This window comes from Variovorax sp. 10L421 (assembly GCF_056395365.1).
Window position 1 is genome coordinate 111,573 of the sequence record NZ_JBFTJJ010000007.1, and the last position, 17,427, is coordinate 128,999.

The window sequence follows — 17,427 nt, forward strand, 5'->3', positions numbered from 1 at the left end:
GGCCGGGCATTTAGTTATTGAATCGGCCGATGCGCCGAACGAATTTGACGGAGCGAGAAACGTTCTGACACACTCCTCGGCCCGGATTCAAACACAAGAGTTACAAATCCGGCCAACAAGGAGAAATATGGCAGGCTCAACTGCAGGCGTTCTCGATGGAGATCGCATCGTCGGAGGAGGGGCGCAACCGCAACCTGGCTTCCTGGAAAAGGAACGCATCATCGCGGGCCCTGGCTTCAACCGCTGGCTGGTGCCGCCCGCCGCATTGGCTATTCACCTGTGCATCGGCATGGCGTATGGCTTCTCGGTGTTCTGGCTGCCGCTGTCGAAAGCGCTCGGCACGGCCGGCACCGGCGCCCAGGCCTGCGCCAAGGACATGAGCTTCTTCGCCGAGCTGTTCGCCACGAACTGCGACTGGCGCGTGGCCACGCTGGGCTGGATGTACACGCTGTTCTTCGTCTTCCTCGGCTGCTCGGCGGCCCTGTGGGGCGGCTGGCTCGAACGCGCGGGCCCGCGCAAGGCCGGCGTGGTGTCGGCGCTGTGCTGGTGCGGCGGCATGCTGTTGTCGGCGGTGGGCATCCACCTGCACCAGTTCTGGCTGATGATCCTCGGCTCGGGCGTGATCGGCGGCATCGGCCTCGGGCTCGGCTACATCTCGCCGGTGAGCACGCTGATCAAGTGGTTCCCCGACCGACGCGGCATGGCCACCGGCATGGCCATCATGGGCTTCGGCGGCGGCGCGATGATCGGCTCGCCGCTGGCGGTCGACCTGATGAAGCGCTTCAGCACGGCCACCGACGTGGGTGTGATGCAGACCTTCGTGGTCATGGCGCTCGGCTACTTCGTGTTCATGATGGCTGGTGCGCTCGGCTACCGCGTGCCGCCCTCGGGCTGGAAGCCCGAAGGCTGGACGCCGCCCCCGGCGCAGACCAGCAACACCATGATCACGCAGCGCCACGTGCACGTGAAGAAGGTCTGGGGCATTCCGCAGTTCTGGCTCGTGTGGCTGGTGCTGTGCATGAATGTGAGCGCCGGCATCGGCGTGATCGGCATGGCCTCGCCGATGCTGCAGGAAGTGTTCGGCGGCGCGCTCATCGACCTGCCGGCCAAGTACGGACAGCTCGACAAGACGCAACTCGCGGCCATCGCGGTGGTGGCGGGCGGCTTCACGGCGCTGCTGTCGCTGTTCAACATCGGCGGGCGCTTCGTGTGGGCCAGCCTGTCGGACAAGCTGGGCCGCAAGCTCACCTACACGGTGTTCTTCGTGCTCGGCGGCATCCTGTACGCGAGCATTCCCTCGTCGGCCGGCGCGGGCAGCAAGCTGCTGTTCGTGGGCGCCTGCTGCGTGATCGTGTCGATGTACGGCGGCGGCTTCGCCACGGTGCCGGCGTACCTCGCCGACCTGTTCGGCACGCAGTTCGTGGGCGCCATCCATGGCCGCCTGCTCACCGCGTGGGCCACGGCCGGCATCCTCGGCCCGGTGGTGGTGAACTACATGCGCGAGTACCAACTGGGCCTGGGCCTGCCGCGCGAGCAGGTCTACAACCAGACCATGTACATCCTCGTGGGCATGCTGGTGATCGGCTTCATCGCCAACCTGCTGGTGCGCCCGGTGGCCGACAAGCACTTCATGACCGACGCCGAACTGGCGGTCGAGAAGAAGCTGGCGCACGAAAAGGCCTCTGCGGCCGAAGTGGGCAGCGGCTCTGGCCGCGCCGACACGGTGAGCCCTGCGGTCGTGGCGCTGGCTTGGGTGGCAGTGGGTATTCCGTTGGCCTGGGGCGTCTACAAGACGCTGGTGAGCGCGGCGAAGTTCTTCCACTAGGAACGCTTTCCCGGGGCTTCGCGAAGGGAGCCGAGCCTTGCGGCATGGTTTACCCTTCGCGCCAAATGAAATCCAAAGTCCAGTTCCGTCTGCGCGTATACCGGGACGACGCCATCGCCATCGGCCCCGGCAAGATCGCCGTGCTCGAAGCGGTGGCCGAGACCGGTTCGATCTCGGCGGCGGCCCGCCTGCTGGGCATGTCGTACCGCAGGGCGTGGATGCTGATCGACGAGATGAACCAGGCACTGGTCTCGCCGGCCGTGAACACCGCGGCCGGCGGCTCGCGCGGCGGCGGCACCGCGCTCACGCCGGTGGGCGAGGAAGTCGTCAGGCACTACCGTGCCATCGAAAACGCGGCGAAGCTGGCCACGGCGGCGGACATCCGTGCGCTGACGCGGCTGCTGGCACCGTAACGCTATATCGATCGGTATATGGGGCAGCTCACGCCGTGCATCTTCGCGGTGAGGCAGCGTCCGTCGTGCAACAATCCCGTCGTATCCCAATGAATACGACGAATGCCCTCATCGCCTCGACCGACTGGTCACCCCTGGCACTGTCGCTCAAGGTCGCCGCGGTCGCGACCGTGCTGGCGCTGATTGCGGGCGTGGCGCTGGGCTGGGTGTTCGCACGCAAGAAGTTCTTCGGCGCCACCGTGCTCGAGGCCGTGTTCATGCTGCCGCTGGTACTGCCGCCCACGGTGATCGGCTACGCCATCCTCGTGGCGGCCGGGCGCCGCAGCCCGCTGGGTGCGTGGCTGCGCGAGCACCTCGACTACACCATCATCTTCAGCTGGCACGGCGCCGTGGTGGCCTCGGCCGTGGTGGCGTTGCCCCTGGTACTCAAGTCGGCCAGCGCGGCATTCTCGGGTGTGGACCGATCGCTCGAAGCCGCAGCCAGCACGCTGCGGCAGTCGCCGCTGTCGGTTTTCCTGCGCGTCACGCTGCCGCTGGCGTGGCCCGGCATCCTGGCCGGCACACTGCTCGCGTTCGCACGCGCGATGGGTGAGTTCGGCGCGTCGCTGATGGTGGCCGGCTCCATTCCCAAGCAGACCCAGACGCTGTCGATGGCCATCTACGACGCTGTGCAGGCCGGTCACGACGACCTCGCGCTGCTGCTGGTCGTCGTGACCTCGCTGCTGTCGATCACCGTGCTGGTGCTGTCGAGCCGCTTCTTCTCGCTTCGCTGATTTCGTCTTCATCATTCCGGAGTTGTCCATGCGCCCGTTCCGCCTTCTGTCGTTGGTTCTCGCACTCGCCCTGCCGCTGGCTGCTGCCGCGCAGCAGATCACCGTGTCCGCCGCCGCGAGCCTGACCGACGCGTTCAAGGAAATCGGCCGCAGGTTCGAGGCTGCCAAGGCCGGCGCCACGGTGCGCTTCAACTTCGCCGCCTCGGGCGTGCTGCTGCAGCAGATCGGCCAGGGCGCGCCGGTGGACGTGTTCGCCAGCGCCGACCAGGAAACGATGAACCGCGGTGTCGAGCAGAAGGCCGTCGACGCCGCCACGCGCAAGGACTTCGTCACCAACAGCCTGGTGCTCATCGAACCCGCCAAGGAGGGCGTGGGCGTCAAGACGCTGCAGGACCTGGGCGGCGCGAACGTGAAGAAGATCGCCATCGGCAAGGTCGCGACCGTCCCGGTCGGCCGCTACACCAGGCAGGTGCTGGACAACGCCAACCTCTGGACCGCGCTCGAACCGAAGTTCGTGCAGGCCGACAGCGTGCGCCAGGTGCTCGACTACGTGAGCCGCGGCGAGGTCGAGGCCGGCTTCGTCTACCGCACCGATGCGGCCGTGGCCGGCGACAAGGTGAAGATCGCCTTTACGCCTACCGGCCACGCGCCAGTGACATACCCCATCGCCGTGGTGGCCGAGAGCAGGCAGAAGGCGCTGGCCGGTGACTTCATCGCCTTTCTTTCGACGCCCGCCGCGCAGGAAGTGCTTACGCGTTACGGGTTCGGGAAGCCGTGACTCCCGAGATGAGATCCTGTTGTTTCATGCGTCGCGTTGTGGGTGCTTCGGGGTGCGCTCACGCCGACGGGGTACCTTGCTCCGCGAATGTCCCCCGGCCTACGGCCTCCTCCTTTATTTCGCTGCGCAAGGCACCCCATCGGCGTGAGCGTTGGACAGAGCAGTCGTTGATCGGCGGTACACCAGCAGCGTGCCCTGTGCGCAGGGCACCGGGTGCTCCCCGCAGCGAAATAAAGGAGGAGCGAAGCGGGGGACATTCGCGGAGGGGAGTACCCGGTGGCCTGCGCACGCACCCCGGAACGAAACGCGTATCACGCCCCAGAACGCCGGAGCAGCAAGGATGATCGATGTCGACCTGAAGCTCACGGTAGCCGACGGCCGCCGGCGTTTCGATCTGGCCGTGCGTTTCGCCACGGACGTGCCCTTCGCCGCGCTCTACGGCCCTTCGGGTGCAGGCAAGTCGCTGACCTTGCAGGCCATTGCCGGCCTGCTGCATCCCAGCGCCGGCCACGTGCGGCTCGACGGTCGCACGCTGTACGACGCGGCCCAGGGCATCGACGTGCCCGCACCGGCGCGGCGCATCGGCTACCTGTTCCAGCACTACGCACTGTTCCCGCACCTGAGCGTGCGCGAGAACGTGGGCTTCGGCTTGACCGCATGGCACCGTCGCAAGCCGGCCGCCAAAGACGCCGAGCGCGTGCAGGCCCTGCTCGAAAGCTTCGGCCTCGGGGCGCTGGCCGACAGCCGGCCGCAGAACCTCTCGGGCGGCCAGCAGCAGCGCGTGGCGCTCGCGCGCGCGCTGGCCTGCGAGCCGCAGGTGCTGCTGCTCGACGAACCCTTCGCCGCGCTCAACCCCATGCTGCGCGCGGAGTTGCGCAACGAACTCGCGCAAGTGCGCAGGCAATGGGGCATTCCCGTGCTGATGATCACGCACGACATCGAGGACGTGCTCGCGCTGGCTGACGTGGCCTTTGTCTACAAGGACGGGCAGGTGGTGCGCGAGATCGACCTGCGCACGGCTGAAAGCCGCGACTTCGCGTTGCGCGAGATCGCCGGCGTGCAGGCTGTGGAAGAGACGCCGCTGCGCAGCAAGTTGCGCGGGCTGCTGATGCAAGACACGCGAGGCGCCTGAGACCTCGCTTCATTTCCTTTTTGAATCGCCGCATGTCCCGATTCAATTTGACGCTCCGCAGGCCCACGGCGAACACTCGCCGGCATGAGCAGTGAGCAGAAGATCGAGTTTTACAAGGGCCCCGCGGGCGGTTGGGGCGCATTGCGCAGCGTGACCAACGCGCTGCTGCGGCAGGACATTCCCATCAAGGGCGCGAAGACGCTGCTCTCGGCCAACCAGCCGGACGGTTTCGACTGCCCGGGCTGCGCCTGGCCCGACCGCAACCATGCCTCCACGTTCGAGTTCTGCGAGAACGGCGTCAAGGCCGTGGCGGCCGAAGCCACTGCGCGGCGTGCCGGCCCGGAACTCTTTGCAAAGCACACCGTGGCGCAACTGGCCGAGCAGAGCGATTTCTGGCTCGAGGACCAGGGCCGCCTCACGCACCCGATGGCGTACGACGCGGCCAGCGACAAGTACGTGCCGATCGAATGGGACGACGCCTTCGCGCGCATCGCGAAGCACCTGAACGCGCTGCCTGATCCGGACCAGGCCATCTTCTATACCTCGGGCCGCGCGAGCAACGAGGCCGCCTTCCTCTACCAGCTGTTCGTGCGCGAGTACGGCACCAACAATTTTCCCGACTGCTCGAACATGTGCCACGAGCCCAGCGGCAGCGGCATGCGCCCGCAGTTCGGCGTGGGCAAGGGCACGGTCACGCTCGATGACTTCGAGAAGGCCGACGCGATCTTCATCTTCGGCCAGAACCCCGGCACCAACCATCCGCGCATGCTCGGCGAATTGCGCGCGGCCTCGAAGCGCGGCGCGCGCATCGTGAGCTTCAACCCGCTGCGCGAGCGCGGGCTGGAGCGCTTCGCCGATCCGCAGGACAAGCTCGAGATGGCGACCATGGGCTCCACGCCCATCAGCACGCACTACTTCCAGCTGCGCGTGGGCGGCGACTTTGCCGCCGTCAAGGGGATGATGAAGCACGTCGTCGAGCGCGAGGACGCAGCCGTGGCGCGCGGCGAGCCTCCGGTGCTCGACCATGAATTCATCGCCACGCACACCACCGGCTTCGAGGCTCTGGCGGCCGACCTGCGTGCCGAGTCGTGGGACATCCTGGTGCAGGAGTCGGGGCTGAGCGAAGCGCAGATCCGCGCCGCGGCCGACGTGTACCTGGGTGCGAAGAGGGTCATCGCCTGCTGGGGCATGGGCATCACGCAGCACCAGCATTCGGTGGCCACCATCCAGATGATCGGCAACTGGCTCATGCTGTGCGGCCACATGGGGCGCGAAGGCGCGGGCGCCTGCCCGGTGCGCGGCCACAGCAACGTGCAGGGCGACCGCACCATGGGTATCTGGGAAAAGCCGCCTGCCGCGCTGCTCGATCGGCTGCAGCAGGTGTTCGGTTTCGAGCCGCCGCGCCGCAATGGCGTCGACACGGTCGAGGCCATACAACTCATGCTCGAGGGCAAGGGCAAGGTGTTCTTCGCGCTCGGCGGCAACTTCGCGGCGGCCACGCCCGACACCTACCAGACCTGGAAGGGCCTGCAGAAGTGCGACCTCACGGTGCACGTGACCACCAAGCTCAACCGCAGCCACGTGATCCACGGGCGCGAGGCGATCATTCTGCCGTGCCTGGGGCGCACCGAGATCGACATGCAGGCCGGCGGCCCCCAGGGCGTGACGGTGGAAGACTCGATGAGCATGGTGCACATCTCGATGGGCATCAACCCGCCCGCGTCGGAGCACCTGCTGTCCGAGCCGGCCATCGTGGCGCGGCTTGCTGACGCCACCCTCGGCGCGCGCAGCAAGACGCCGTGGCTGTCGCTGATCGAAGACTACGCCCGCATCCGCGACAAGATCGAAGCCGTGTTCGACGACTTCAAGGATTTCAATGCGCGTGTCGCGCACCCCGGCGGCTTCCGCCTGCGCAACACCGCGAGCGAGCGGGTGTGGAACACCGCGTCGAAGAAGGCCGTGTTCTTCACGCACGCCGTGCCGCTGGACACCCATTCGCACCGCGCCCGCGCGCGCTTTGCGAAGAAGGGCGACACCATCGTCTTCACGCTGCTGACCACGCGTTCGCACGACCAGTACAACACCACCATCTACGGCATGGACGACCGCTACCGCGGCGTGTTCGGCCAGCGTCGCGTGGTCTTCATCAACGCCGAGGACATCCGGGCGCTGGGCATGAAGGACGGCGACTGGGTCGATCTGCAGACGGTGTGGGACGACGGCCAGGAGCGCCGCGCCGACCGTTTCAGGCTGGTGGCGTACGACATCCCGCGCGGCAACCTCGCGGCCTACTACCCCGAAACGAACCCACTGGTGCCGCTGTCGTCGGTGGCCGAGAACGCGGGCACGCCGACTTCCAAGTCCATTCCCGTGGTGCTGGTGCCGCACGAGCTGCCGATCCAGAAACTGGCGGAGGACGAAGCCGACGGCATGGTGGCGGCATGAGTGCCCTGCTGCAGGACAGCCTGTCGGTGGCCATCCTGCGCATGCTCGCGCAGGAGCCCGACGGCACCGGCGTCTCGCTGCCGCGCCTGGGCAAGCGGCTAGGGCAGGGCGCCAGCGTGCTGATGCGCCGGCTCACGCTGATGGGCGATGCGGCCATCGGCGGCGTGCGCGGCCCCGGCTGGGTGCGGGTGGTGCAGTACGACGACCGCTGGGTGGCACACCTCCAGGCGCCCGGACGGGCCCAGGTGCAAACGCTGCCGCCCCTTGCGGACGAGAACCGCGACTGAGCAGACAATGGCAGGCCCACCCGGAGCCACCATGTCGAAGCCAGACCTCGCCAATCTCGCCGATCCCGAAGACGCCCTGCCGCCGCTTTCGCGGCACGCCGTGCATGTCTTCGGCGAGCGCGGCGTTGCGCCCGAAGGCGTGGTGCGCGACGACACGCTGGCGGCCGAAGTGCCGGTGGCGCTGGTGTTCAACGGCGTCTCGCATGCGGTGATGATGGCCACGCCGCAAGACCTCGAAGCCTTCGCGCTCGGCTTCGCACTGAGCGAAGGCATCCTCGACACCGCGGCCGACTGCCGCGGCGTCGAGGCGCGCACGGTCGATGCCACCGACGCGGGCCTGCCCGAAGGCATGCCCGGCATCGAGGTGCAGCTCGAGATTTCCACGCGCAGCTTCGAGCGCCTGAAAGACCGCCGCCGCAGCCTCGCGGGCCGTACCGGGTGCGGCGTGTGCGGTGTCGAGAGTTTCGCGGGGCTGGACCTCACGCCGCAGCGCGTGCCGCCGCGCGACTGGATCGAGCGCATCGATCTGGCCACCGTGCTGCGCGCCTTCGCCGCCATGCCGCCGCGCCAGATCCTCAACGCCGAAGCCGGCGCGATCCACGCCGCCGCATGGGCCACGATCGATGGCGAGCTCACCGACCTGATGGAAGACGTCGGCCGCCACAACGCGCTCGACAAGCTGCTCGGCAAGCTCGCGCTGGCGGGCCGCCTCGAGGAGCCGGGCTTCGTGCTGATGTCCAGCCGCGGCAGCCACGAACTGGTGCGCAAGTGCGCGCGCCTGGGCATTGCGGCGATGGCGACCATCTCCGCGCCGACTTCGATGGGCGTGCGCATGGCCGAGCTCAGCGGCCTGCGTTTCTGGGGCCTGTGCCGCGCACCGCGCGGCGTGCTCTATGCTGACGGGCTCGCGGGTTCGCCGAGCGCCAGCACTGCATCGGCCACCGCCTCGATGCCCTGATCCGACAGGTCGGGCGCCGCCACGCGCTGGCGCTGCGCCCAGGCGCGGAAGTGCAGCTCCTGCGATTTCTGGTAGTGCGGGTCGTAGTGCAGCGCCATCAGTTCCGCGAACAGGTGCGGCAGGTCGGCCTCGTGTGCCCACTGCTGCCAGCGCGCCACCGTCTCCTTGCCCTGCAGTTCCTTCAGCACGCCGAGCTTGTCGGCCAGCGCGTTGCGGTCGTCGCCCAGGTAGGCGTAGTCGCGCAGCAGGTAGGCCAGTCGCGCCTCGGGCGTGGCGGACACCTCGATGCACGGCGCCGCGCGCATCTGCGCCACCAGCGACAGTGGCAGCGACAGCCGCCCGATGCGAATGCTCTCGCCCTCGACGTACAGCGGGCGCGACAGGTCGATGGTTTCGAGCACGGCCGCGATGCGCGTCTCGAAATGCTTTTGCGACGGCTGCGGCACGCCCGGCAGCGAACCCAGCAGCGAGCCCTTGTGGCTGGCGAAATCTTCGAGGTCGAGCACCTGCGCACCGCGCGCGGCCAGCGCATGCAGCACGCGGGTCTTCGCGCTGCCGGTGGCGCCGCAGATCACGCGCAGGTCGAGCTTGGGCGTCAGCGCGTCGATTTGCGAGATCACATGCCGGCGAAAGCTCTTGTAGCCGCCCGCGAGTTGCTGCGCATCCCACCCGACGAGACGAAGCCAGGTGACCATCGAGCCGCTGCGCATGCCACCGCGCCAGCAGTAGACCAGCGGCTTCCAGTTCTCGGGCCGGTCGGCCAGCGTCTCGCGCAGGTGCCTGGCGATGTTGGCCGCGACCATCGCGCCGCCGATGCGCCGGGCCTCGAAGGCGCCGGTCTGCACATAGACGGTGCCGACGATGTGCCGCTCCTCGTCGTCGAGCACGGGGCAGTTGATGGCGCCGGGAATGTGGTCGAGCGCGAACTCGGCCGGCGAGCGGGCGTCGATCAGCGTGTCGAAGGCGTGGCGGTCGGCGACTCGTACGGGCTGGCGGTGACTCATGGCTGGAACCTCATGGGCTCGATTGTCGGTCTTGCTGTTCGGGGTGCGTGCACAGGGCCCCGGGTGCTCCCCTGCGCGAATGTCCCCCGTCGGCGTGATCGCACCCCTGACCGGGAGCGCATCAAGCGTAAGCAGGCCCCAGCCCCTTGCGCAACCGAGCGCTGGCAAGGTCGACAAAGGTGACCAGCACGAACATCGCGATCAGCACCGTCATCGCCTGCTGCTGCTGGAAGATCGACAGGTGGAAGTACAGCAGCAGCCCCAGCCCGCCGCCGCCCACGAAGCCCAGCACGGCCGCCATGCGGATGTTCATCTCCCATCGGTAGAGCGTGTAGGCCACCCATTGCGGCAGCACGATGGGCAGGCTCGCGTAGCTGAAGGCGGTGACCGCGTTGGCGCCCGAGAGCGTGAGCGCGTGCTCGGGTTCGCGCGGGGCGTTTTCCAATGCTTCGGCGAAGAGGCGGCCCAGCACGCCCGTGGTGTGCAGCGACAGGGCCAGCGCGCCGGCGAATGGGCCGATGCCCGCGGCCAGCACCATCAGCGCGGCCCACACGAGTTCGGGCACGCTGCGCAGGAAGTTGAGGACGAATCGCGCCACGTGGCGCGGCAGCCAGCCGGTGCGGCCCGATGCAGGCAGCGCAAGCACCGCACCCGCAATGGCCGCCAGCACCGTACCGAGGGCCGACACCGCCAGCGTCTGCAAGGCACCGTTGCCCACCTTGGCGAGGAAGTCCGGCGAGAGGTCGGGCGGGAAGAACTCGGCGATGAACCTGCCCATGAGCCGAAGCGACTCCGACGAGCCGAGCGCGCGGTAGTCGATGCCCAGGTAGACAAAGCTCGCGGCCACCGCCGCGCCGATCAGCAGCAGCGCGATGCGGCAGCGCCAGCACGGCGGCGGGCGCGGGGGCAGCGGCGTCGTCATGCCAGCAGCCTCCGCAGTGCATTGCTCAGCAGGTCGGCCAGCAGCACCAGCGCGAGGAACACCAGCAGGATGCTGCTGGCCTCGCCGCCGTTGAGCATCTTCATCGACTGGTCCATCAGCTGCCCCAGCCCGCCAGCGCCGACGAAGCCCATCACCACCGAGGCGCGCACCGCGCATTCCCAGCGGTAGACGGTGTACGAAGCGAGCTCCTGCGCCGTGTTCGGCAGCAGGCCGTAGCACAGCGCCGCGACCCGGCCGCTGCCGCTTTCGAGCAGGGCGCGCGCGGGGCGCGTGTCGGTCGATTCGAGGATCTCGGCGTAGACCTTGCCCAGCATGCCGCCGTAGGTGATGGCCAGCGCCAGCACGCCCGAGGCGGGGCCGAGCCCGAGCGCGCGCACGAACAGCAGCGCCCAGACGATTTCCGGAATGGCGCGCAGCACCATCAGCAGCCAGCGCGCGGCCTGCCGCACGATGCCCGCCTGCACGCGGCCGGGCCCGGGGCCGATGCGCGAGATGGACAGCGCGCGCGTCGTCACGAAGCCGAGCGGCGCACCGATCAGCAGCGCCAGTGCGGTGCCGGCCGTGGCCATCGCCAGCGTTTCGAGCGTGGCCTTGAAGAGCATCGCGAGGAATGCGGGCGAGCCTTCGGGCGGAAAGAAGCCCGCCAGGAATCCGCCGATGACGGCGAGGTTGCCGCTGCCGAACAGCGCCCACGGCTTGAACTCCGACAGCGCCAGCATCGGCCACGCGATGACGAGCGCGGCGATCCACCCGGCCAGCCGGCGTGCCGCATGCGGGTCGCGCTGCGCGATGGCGTTCGAGCTCAAGGGCAGTCCGGCCGGTGGAAGGCCGCCTCCATCGCAGCGCCCGCCGGCAGCGGCCGCTGCATGGCGATGCCGCCTTCGCTCGCATACAGCGTGTCGAGCATCGCGGCCGTGACTTGCGCGGCAGGCAGGTCGAACATCACCTGCCCGTTGCGCATGCCGACGATGCGCGGGAACCAGCGCAGCGCCAGGTCCACCGCATGCAGCGAGGCCACCAGCGTGGCCCCTGTCGATTCGCTTTGCGCAACGAGCTGGCCGACGGCGGCGTCGGCCAGCGTGGGGTCGAGCGCGGACACGGGTTCATCGGCCAGCAGCAGGGCGGGGCGCTGGTACAGGGCGCGCGCGATGCCGACGCGCTGCAGCTGCCCGCCCGAGAGGCGGTCGCAGCGGTCGAACAGACGGTCTTCCATGGCCAGCCGCGACAGCGCTTCGTGCGCGCCGGCAATGTCCGAGGGATAGAACAGCGAACCCAGCGCGCGCAGCGTGGACCATTCGCCGAGCCGGCCCGTGAGCACGGCGGTGACTACGCGCAGGCGTGGCGCGATCGGTGGCGCCTGGTGCACGGTGCCGATGCGGGCGCGCAGCTTCTTCAGCGCTGCGGCCGGCAACTGCCAGGGCTGTGCGCCCAATGCCTGCACTGCGCCCTCCGTGGGCCGCAGCGCCGCACCGAGTACGCGCAGCAGCGTGGTCTTGCCGGCACCCGAAGGGCCGATGACGGCGATGCATTCGCCGTCCTGCGCGGCGAGGGTCACTCCGGCCAGCGCGCGCTGGCCGTTGGCGTGGACCACGCCGATGGCATCGAGGGAGAAGCTCACGCTGCGGGGCTTTCGGGGGGCGTTCCCTCACCCCAACCCTCTCCCGCGAGCGGGAGAGGGAGAGGGAGCCAAAACCAACGGCCGGACCCTGTATGGGATGAGGGTGCCCCCGCCTTCCAGAAAATCACTTGATCAAACCCGCCGACTTCCCCGCCGTCTCGATCCCGTCGTAGTTCGACGACTTGGTCGGGATGAACTTGCTCGCACGTTGCAGCGCCATGATTTCCTTGTGCGCCGGGTTCGCCGGATCGAGCTTCAGGAACGCGTCGGTCAGCTTCTTCTGCAGCGTGGCGTCCATGCCCGGGCGCACCGTCCAGTTGTAGTCGTAGTAGGTCGGCGTGGTTGCCAGCACGCGCACCTTGGCGGCGTTGGGGTTCTTCGACTCGACCAGCTTGTCCCACACCGATGCGTTGAGCACGCCTGCCTCGGCGCGCGATGCGGCCACGAAGGCCACGGTGGCGTCGTGCGCGCCCGAGAAGGCGACCGTCTTGAAGTCCTTCTCGGGGTTGATGCCGGCCTGCAGCAGGAAGTAGCGCGGCATCAGGCTGCCCGAGGTGGACGAGGGCGCGCCGAAGGCGAAGGTCTTGCCCTTCAGGTCGGCCAGGGTCTTCGCGGTGCTGTCCACCGGCACGATGAACTTGCTGGTGAACACCTCGTCTTCTGCGCGCTGCACGATCGGCACCGCGCCGCCGTTGGTGCGAATGCGCGCCTGCACGAAGGTGAAGCCGCCGAGCCAGGCCAGGTCGATCTTGTTGGTGGCCAGGCCCTCGACCACTGCTGCATAGTCGGTCACGGGCGTGAACTGCACGTCCATGCCGGTCTCCTTCTTGAGGTAGTCGCCCAGCGGGGTGAACTTGCGCTGCAGCTCGGTGGGCGCCTCGTCGGGAATGGCCGAGACGCGCAGCAGGCCCTGGGCGAGGGCGCCGAAGCTGGCGACGGAAACGGCGAGCGCGAGCGCCAGCTGGGTAAGAGTTGTCTTCTTCATGGATGTGCCTCGAAAACGTGCAGCGGGTACGGGAAAGGTAAGGACGGGATTGTAGAAAGCGGGGCCGCTTCGATAATCGGCCCATGAACCCAACGCTCATGAACCCGCTCGCGCCCTTGCGCCTCACGAGTTTTTCGCACGGCGGTGGCTGTGGCTGCAAGATCGCGCCCGGCGTGCTGTCGCAGATCCTGAAGAACCACGCCGGCGGCATGATTCCGCCCGAACTCATGGTGGGCATCGAGACCGCCGACGACGCGGCTGTGTACAGGCTCAACGACCAGCAGGCACTGATCGCGACCACCGACTTCTTCATGCCCATCGTGGACGATCCCTACGAGTTCGGCCGCATCGCCGCGACCAACGCGATCAGCGACGTGTACGCGATGGGCGGCCGGCCGATCATGGCGCTGGCCCTGGTGGCCATGCCGATCAACCAGCTGCCGGTGGAAGTCATCGCAGAGATCGTACGCGGCGGGCAGGACGTGTGCCGCTCAGCTGGCATCCCGATTGCCGGCGGCCACACCATCGATTCGGTCGAACCGATCTACGGCCTCGTCGCGATGGGTCTGGTGCACCCGGACCGCGTGCGGCGCAATGCCGATGCGAAGGCGGGCGACGTGCTGGTGCTGGGCAAGCCGCTGGGCGTGGGCGTGCTGTCGGCCGCGCTCAAGAAGGAGCAACTGTCCGAGACGGGCTACCGCCAGCTGATCGAGAACACGACGAAGCTCAACACGCCGGGCATCGCGCTGTCGGCGCTCGACGGCGTGCACGCACTGACCGACGTCACGGGCTTCGGGCTGGCGGGCCACACGCTCGAACTGGCGCGCGGCGCAAAGCTGAGGGCGGTGGTCGAGTGGTCGAAGATGCCGTTGCTCGACAACGTGGTGGCGATGGCTGGCGCAGGATTCGTGACTGGCGCCTCGGGGCGCAACTGGGCGGGTTATGGCGCAGAGATCGAACTCGCAGCCGGCCTGCCGGCCACCGCGCAGAACTTGCTGAGCGATCCGCAGACATCGGGCGGCCTGCTCGTGAGCTGTGCGCCCGAAGCGGTCGATGCGGTGCTGAAGATCTTCCGCGACGAAGGCTTTGCGCGAGCGGCGGTCATAGGCCGTGTGGAGGCTGGTGAACCCTCGTTGCGCGTGATTTCGTAGCCCCCGGGCATTTCTCCCACCCCTTCCGGGGGAGGGAAGGGGTGGGGGCAAGCGGCGCTCGATAGCTGGATCTGGCGGCCGGCGCTACTTGGGCGCCGCAGCGTCGCCGCCGCTCGGCGCGGGTGCCGCGCCGCCGGAGGAACTGCCGCCATTCGGGCCGCTCATGCCGCCGACACCGGAGTCGGCGGGCCTGACGCCCGCCGGGCTCGCGCCGGTCACCTTCGGTGCGGGGGGTTTGGGATCGCAGGCACTGGCCAGCACACCTGCAACCAGGCACAGGCCGACGATCTGCAAGCGCTGGCATCGTGGCATAGACACTCCTTGAGGAAGGATGGTCCGACAAACAAACTGGCTGTTTTTCTTGCCTCGTCCTTCGCTCGCCGAAGGCCCGGTTTGCGACAGAACGGGGTGTGTTTGTCGCATCATGCGGCAGCATCCAGTCGGGATCAAGGGGCGCAAGGGCGCAATAACCCTTGGAGCCGGCCGTGCCCCCGACTGTCGGCTATCGTTCGCGCCATGAATGCCTCCCTCCGCCTGGGTTGGCGCACGCTCTGGCGCGACCTGCGCGCCGGCGAGCTGCGCCTGTTGATCGTCGCCGTGCTGCTGGCCGTGGCTGCGCTCACGGCCGTCGGCTTCTTCGCCGACCGGCTGCAGGGTGGGCTGAAGCGCGATGCGCGCCAGTTGCTGGGCGGCGATGCGGTGATCGTCAGCGACAACCCGACCCCCGCTGCCTTCGTGGCGCAGGCCAGGGCGCTCGGCCTGGAAGGTTCCGGCACCTACGGCTTCCCGACCATGGCCCGGGCCGAAGATGCGCAGGGCGGCGCCAGCAAGCTGGTGGCGCTCAAGGCCGTGGCCGCGGGCTATCCGCTGCGCGGCAGCCTTTTGACCTCGGCCACCCTCGAAGGCCCCGGCAAGGCGACGCGAGACATCCCACCGCCGGGCGAGGTGTGGGTCGATGCCTCGCTGCTCGACTCGCTCGCGCTCCAGGTCGGCGACACGCTGCTGCTTGGCGATGCCGGCCTGCGCGTCGGCCGCGTCATCACGCTGGAGCCCGACCGCGGCGCCGGCTTCATGAGCTTCTCGCCGCGCGTGATGATCAACCAGGCCGACGTCGCGCGCACCGCGCTCGTGCAGCCGGCCAGCCGTGTCGGCTACCGCTATGCGGTGGCGGGCAGCGACGCGGCGGTGAAGCGTTTTTCCGACTGGGCCGACGCCACCATCAAGAAGGGCGAGCTGCGCGGCGTGCGGCTCGATTCCTTCGAGGGCGGCCGGCCCGAGATGCGCCAGACGCTGGACCGTGCCGAGAAATTCCTGAGCCTGGTCGCGCTGCTCGCCGCTCTGCTGTCGGCCGTGGCGGTGGCGCTGGCCGCGCGCGGCTTCGCGGCCAGCCACCTCGACGACTGCGCGATGCTGCGCGTGCTGGGCCAGAGCCAGCGCACCATCGCCGTCGCCTATGCCTTCGAGTTCGCGGTGATCGGCATCGTGGCCAGCGCGCTCGGCGTGGCGATCGGCTTCGCGGTGCACTACGTGTTCGTGCTGCTGCTGGCCGGGCTGGTCGAAACCGCGCTGCCCGCAGCCACGCTGTGGCCGGTGGCCTTCGGACTGGGCATGGGGCTCACGCTGTTGTTCGCCTTCGGCCTGCCGCCGGTGCTGCAACTGGCCCGCGTGCCGCCGCTGCGCGTGATCCGGCGCGATGTCGGCGGCCTCAAGCCCGCTTCGCTCGCGGTGCTGGGTGTCGGCGTCGCGGGCTTCGCGGCGCTGCTGATGGCGGCCAGCAGCGACATCAAGCTGGGCCTCATTGCCGTCGGCGGCTTCGCGGGTGCGGTGGCCGTGTTCGCGCTGCTGAGCTGGCTCGCGGTGAAGGTGCTGCGCCGCAGCGTCAACGAAACCACCGCGCCGCGCTGGCTGGTGCTGGCCACGCGGCAGATCTCGGCGCGGCCGGCGTATGCGGTGGTGCAGGTCAGTGCGCTGTCGGTGGGGCTGCTGGCGCTGGTGCTGCTGGTGCTGCTGCGCACCGACCTCGTCGCGAGCTGGCGCCAGGCCACGCCGCCCGACGCGCCGAACCGCTTCGTCATCAACGTCATGCCCGACCAGAGCGACGCCTTCCAGAAGTCGCTGCGTGATGCGGGCGTGCGCAAGTTCGACTGGTATCCCATGATCCGCGGCCGCCTCGTGGCCATCAACGACAAGCCGGTGTCGCCCGACGACTACGCCGAGGACCGCGCCAAGCGGCTGGTGGACCGCGAGTTCAACCTCAGCAACAGCGTGGCTGCACCTGCGCACAACAGCATCACGGCCGGCAAGTGGACGCCGGATGCAGCCGGCGAAGTGAGCGTGGAAGAGGGCCTGGCCGAGACACTCGGCCTCAAGCTCGGCGACTCGCTGCGCTTCGACATCGGCGGCACGCAGAGCGAGGCGCGCATCACCTCGCTGCGCAAGGTCGACTGGGGCTCGATGCATGCCAACTTCTTCGTCATGTACACGGTGGCTTCGCTGGCCGACGTGCCCACCACCTACATGGGCGCCTTCCGCGCGCCCGAGACGCGGGGCTTCGACAACGCGCTGGTGCGCAGCTATCCGAACGTCACCAACGTGGACATGAGCGCCACCATCAACCAGGTGCAGCGTGTGCTCGACCAGGTGATCCGCGCGGTCGAATTCCTGTTCGGCTTCACGCTCGCGGCCGGGCTGGTGGTGCTGTTCGCGGCTGTCACGGCCACGCGCGAGGAGCGCGCGCGCGAGTTCGCGGTGATGCGCGCGGTGGGCGCGCGTGCCAGCCTGCTGCGGCAGGTGCAGCGCGCCGAGCTGGCGGGTGTCGGCCTGCTTGCGGGTTTTCTCGCGAGCATCGTGGCTTCGGCGATCGGCTGGGCCCTGGCGCGCTATGTGTTCGAGTTCACGTGGAGGGCCTCGCCCATCGTGCCGGTGGCCGGTGCGCTGGCCGGCGCGGTGCTCGCGCTGGGAGCCGGATGGTGGGGCCTGCGCGACGTGCTGCGCCGCCCGGTGGTCGACACGCTGCGCCGCGCTGCCGAGTAGCAAACTTTTTCTTCGGATTCGGGCCGGACGGGGCCGGGGAATGCAATACATTCCCCGGCCCCGTATTCAATTCAGAAGAAGC

General features: G+C 68.7%; 16 protein-coding genes. 10 read left to right on the forward strand and 6 right to left on the reverse strand.

Going from position 1 to position 17,427, the window contains the following annotated elements:
• Positions 1-127 precede the first annotated feature (127 nt).
• The 8 genes from AC1DFC_RS12395 to fdhD all read left to right on the forward strand — a co-directional run bounded on the left by AC1DFC_RS12395 (position 128) and on the right by fdhD (position 8,611).
• Positions 128-1,825, forward strand: coding sequence for an OFA family MFS transporter (locus tag AC1DFC_RS12395; protein ID WP_007838583.1), 1,698 nt, complete (start codon positions 128-130; stop codon positions 1,823-1,825).
• Between the two features lie 65 nt (positions 1,826-1,890).
• On the forward strand, positions 1,891-2,238 hold the full coding sequence (locus AC1DFC_RS12400) for a winged helix-turn-helix domain-containing protein (protein WP_042674408.1): 348 nt from the start codon (positions 1,891-1,893) through the stop codon (positions 2,236-2,238).
• A gap of 89 nt (positions 2,239-2,327) precedes the next feature.
• Positions 2,328-3,011 carry a molybdate ABC transporter permease subunit gene (gene modB / locus AC1DFC_RS12405; RefSeq protein ID WP_007838579.1) on the forward strand — a complete coding sequence of 228 codons (684 nt, stop codon included), beginning with the start codon at positions 2,328-2,330 and terminating at the stop codon, positions 3,009-3,011.
• A gap of 28 nt (positions 3,012-3,039) precedes the next feature.
• Positions 3,040-3,789: a molybdate ABC transporter substrate-binding protein gene (modA, locus tag AC1DFC_RS12410; protein ID WP_478179318.1), complete on the forward strand. Its 750-nt coding sequence runs from the start codon at positions 3,040-3,042 to the stop codon at positions 3,787-3,789.
• 340 nt (positions 3,790-4,129) lie between these two features.
• Entirely contained in the window at positions 4,130-4,921 is a 792-nt protein-coding gene (locus AC1DFC_RS12415; RefSeq protein ID WP_007839219.1) for an ABC transporter ATP-binding protein, read from the forward strand.
• Positions 4,922-5,005: 84 nt separating this feature from the next.
• Positions 5,006-7,366, forward strand: coding sequence for an FdhF/YdeP family oxidoreductase (locus tag AC1DFC_RS12420; protein ID WP_478179319.1), 2,361 nt, complete (start codon positions 5,006-5,008; stop codon positions 7,364-7,366).
• Complete coding sequence (locus AC1DFC_RS12425; RefSeq protein WP_007839221.1) at positions 7,363-7,653, forward strand: hypothetical protein; 291 nt, start codon at positions 7,363-7,365, stop codon at positions 7,651-7,653. Before AC1DFC_RS12420 ends, AC1DFC_RS12425 begins: the two co-directional genes overlap by 4 nt.
• A gap of 31 nt (positions 7,654-7,684) precedes the next feature.
• Positions 7,685-8,611 carry a formate dehydrogenase accessory sulfurtransferase FdhD gene (fdhD, locus tag AC1DFC_RS12430; RefSeq protein ID WP_007839222.1) on the forward strand — a complete coding sequence of 309 codons (927 nt, stop codon included), beginning with the start codon at positions 7,685-7,687 and terminating at the stop codon, positions 8,609-8,611.
• On the opposite strand, the gene mnmH is transcribed toward fdhD, so the two are convergent.
• The 5 genes from mnmH to AC1DFC_RS12455 form a co-directional block, all read right to left on the reverse strand.
• Positions 8,545-9,615, reverse strand: a complete 1,071-nt coding sequence (gene mnmH / locus AC1DFC_RS12435) for a tRNA 2-selenouridine(34) synthase MnmH (protein ID WP_413335506.1) — start codon at positions 9,613-9,615, stop codon at positions 8,545-8,547. The genes fdhD and mnmH overlap by 67 nt on opposite strands.
• 121 nt (positions 9,616-9,736) lie before the next feature.
• Entirely contained in the window at positions 9,737-10,537 is an 801-nt protein-coding gene (gene phnE / locus AC1DFC_RS12440) for a phosphonate ABC transporter, permease protein PhnE (RefSeq protein ID WP_413335508.1), read from the reverse strand.
• Positions 10,534-11,364, reverse strand: coding sequence for a PhnE/PtxC family ABC transporter permease (locus AC1DFC_RS12445; protein WP_007839229.1), 831 nt, complete (start codon positions 11,362-11,364; stop codon positions 10,534-10,536). The genes phnE and AC1DFC_RS12445 overlap by 4 nt, the downstream gene beginning before the upstream one ends.
• Positions 11,361-12,176: a phosphonate ABC transporter ATP-binding protein gene (locus AC1DFC_RS12450; RefSeq protein WP_007839230.1), complete on the reverse strand. Its 816-nt coding sequence runs from the start codon at positions 12,174-12,176 to the stop codon at positions 11,361-11,363. The genes AC1DFC_RS12445 and AC1DFC_RS12450 overlap by 4 nt, the downstream gene beginning before the upstream one ends.
• A gap of 124 nt (positions 12,177-12,300) precedes the next feature.
• On the reverse strand, positions 12,301-13,161 hold the full coding sequence (locus AC1DFC_RS12455) for a putative selenate ABC transporter substrate-binding protein (protein WP_007839231.1): 861 nt from the start codon (positions 13,159-13,161) through the stop codon (positions 12,301-12,303).
• Between the two features lie 83 nt (positions 13,162-13,244).
• On the opposite strand from AC1DFC_RS12455, the gene selD reads away from it, so the two are divergent.
• The gene (gene selD / locus AC1DFC_RS12460) at positions 13,245-14,312 is read left to right on the forward strand and encodes a selenide, water dikinase SelD (protein ID WP_478179320.1); all 1,068 of its coding nucleotides are present in this window, start codon (positions 13,245-13,247) and stop codon (positions 14,310-14,312) included.
• 84 nt (positions 14,313-14,396) lie between these two features.
• Here selD and AC1DFC_RS12465 read toward each other — a convergent pair whose 3' ends face one another.
• Positions 14,397-14,624, reverse strand: a complete 228-nt coding sequence (locus tag AC1DFC_RS12465) for a hypothetical protein (protein ID WP_007839233.1) — start codon at positions 14,622-14,624, stop codon at positions 14,397-14,399.
• A 204-nt stretch (positions 14,625-14,828) separates the two neighbouring features.
• Here AC1DFC_RS12465 and AC1DFC_RS12470 point away from each other — a divergent pair, with 204 nt between their 5' ends.
• Positions 14,829-17,345: an ABC transporter permease gene (locus tag AC1DFC_RS12470; protein WP_478179321.1), complete on the forward strand. Its 2,517-nt coding sequence runs from the start codon at positions 14,829-14,831 to the stop codon at positions 17,343-17,345.
• Positions 17,346-17,427: the final 82 nt, after the last annotated feature.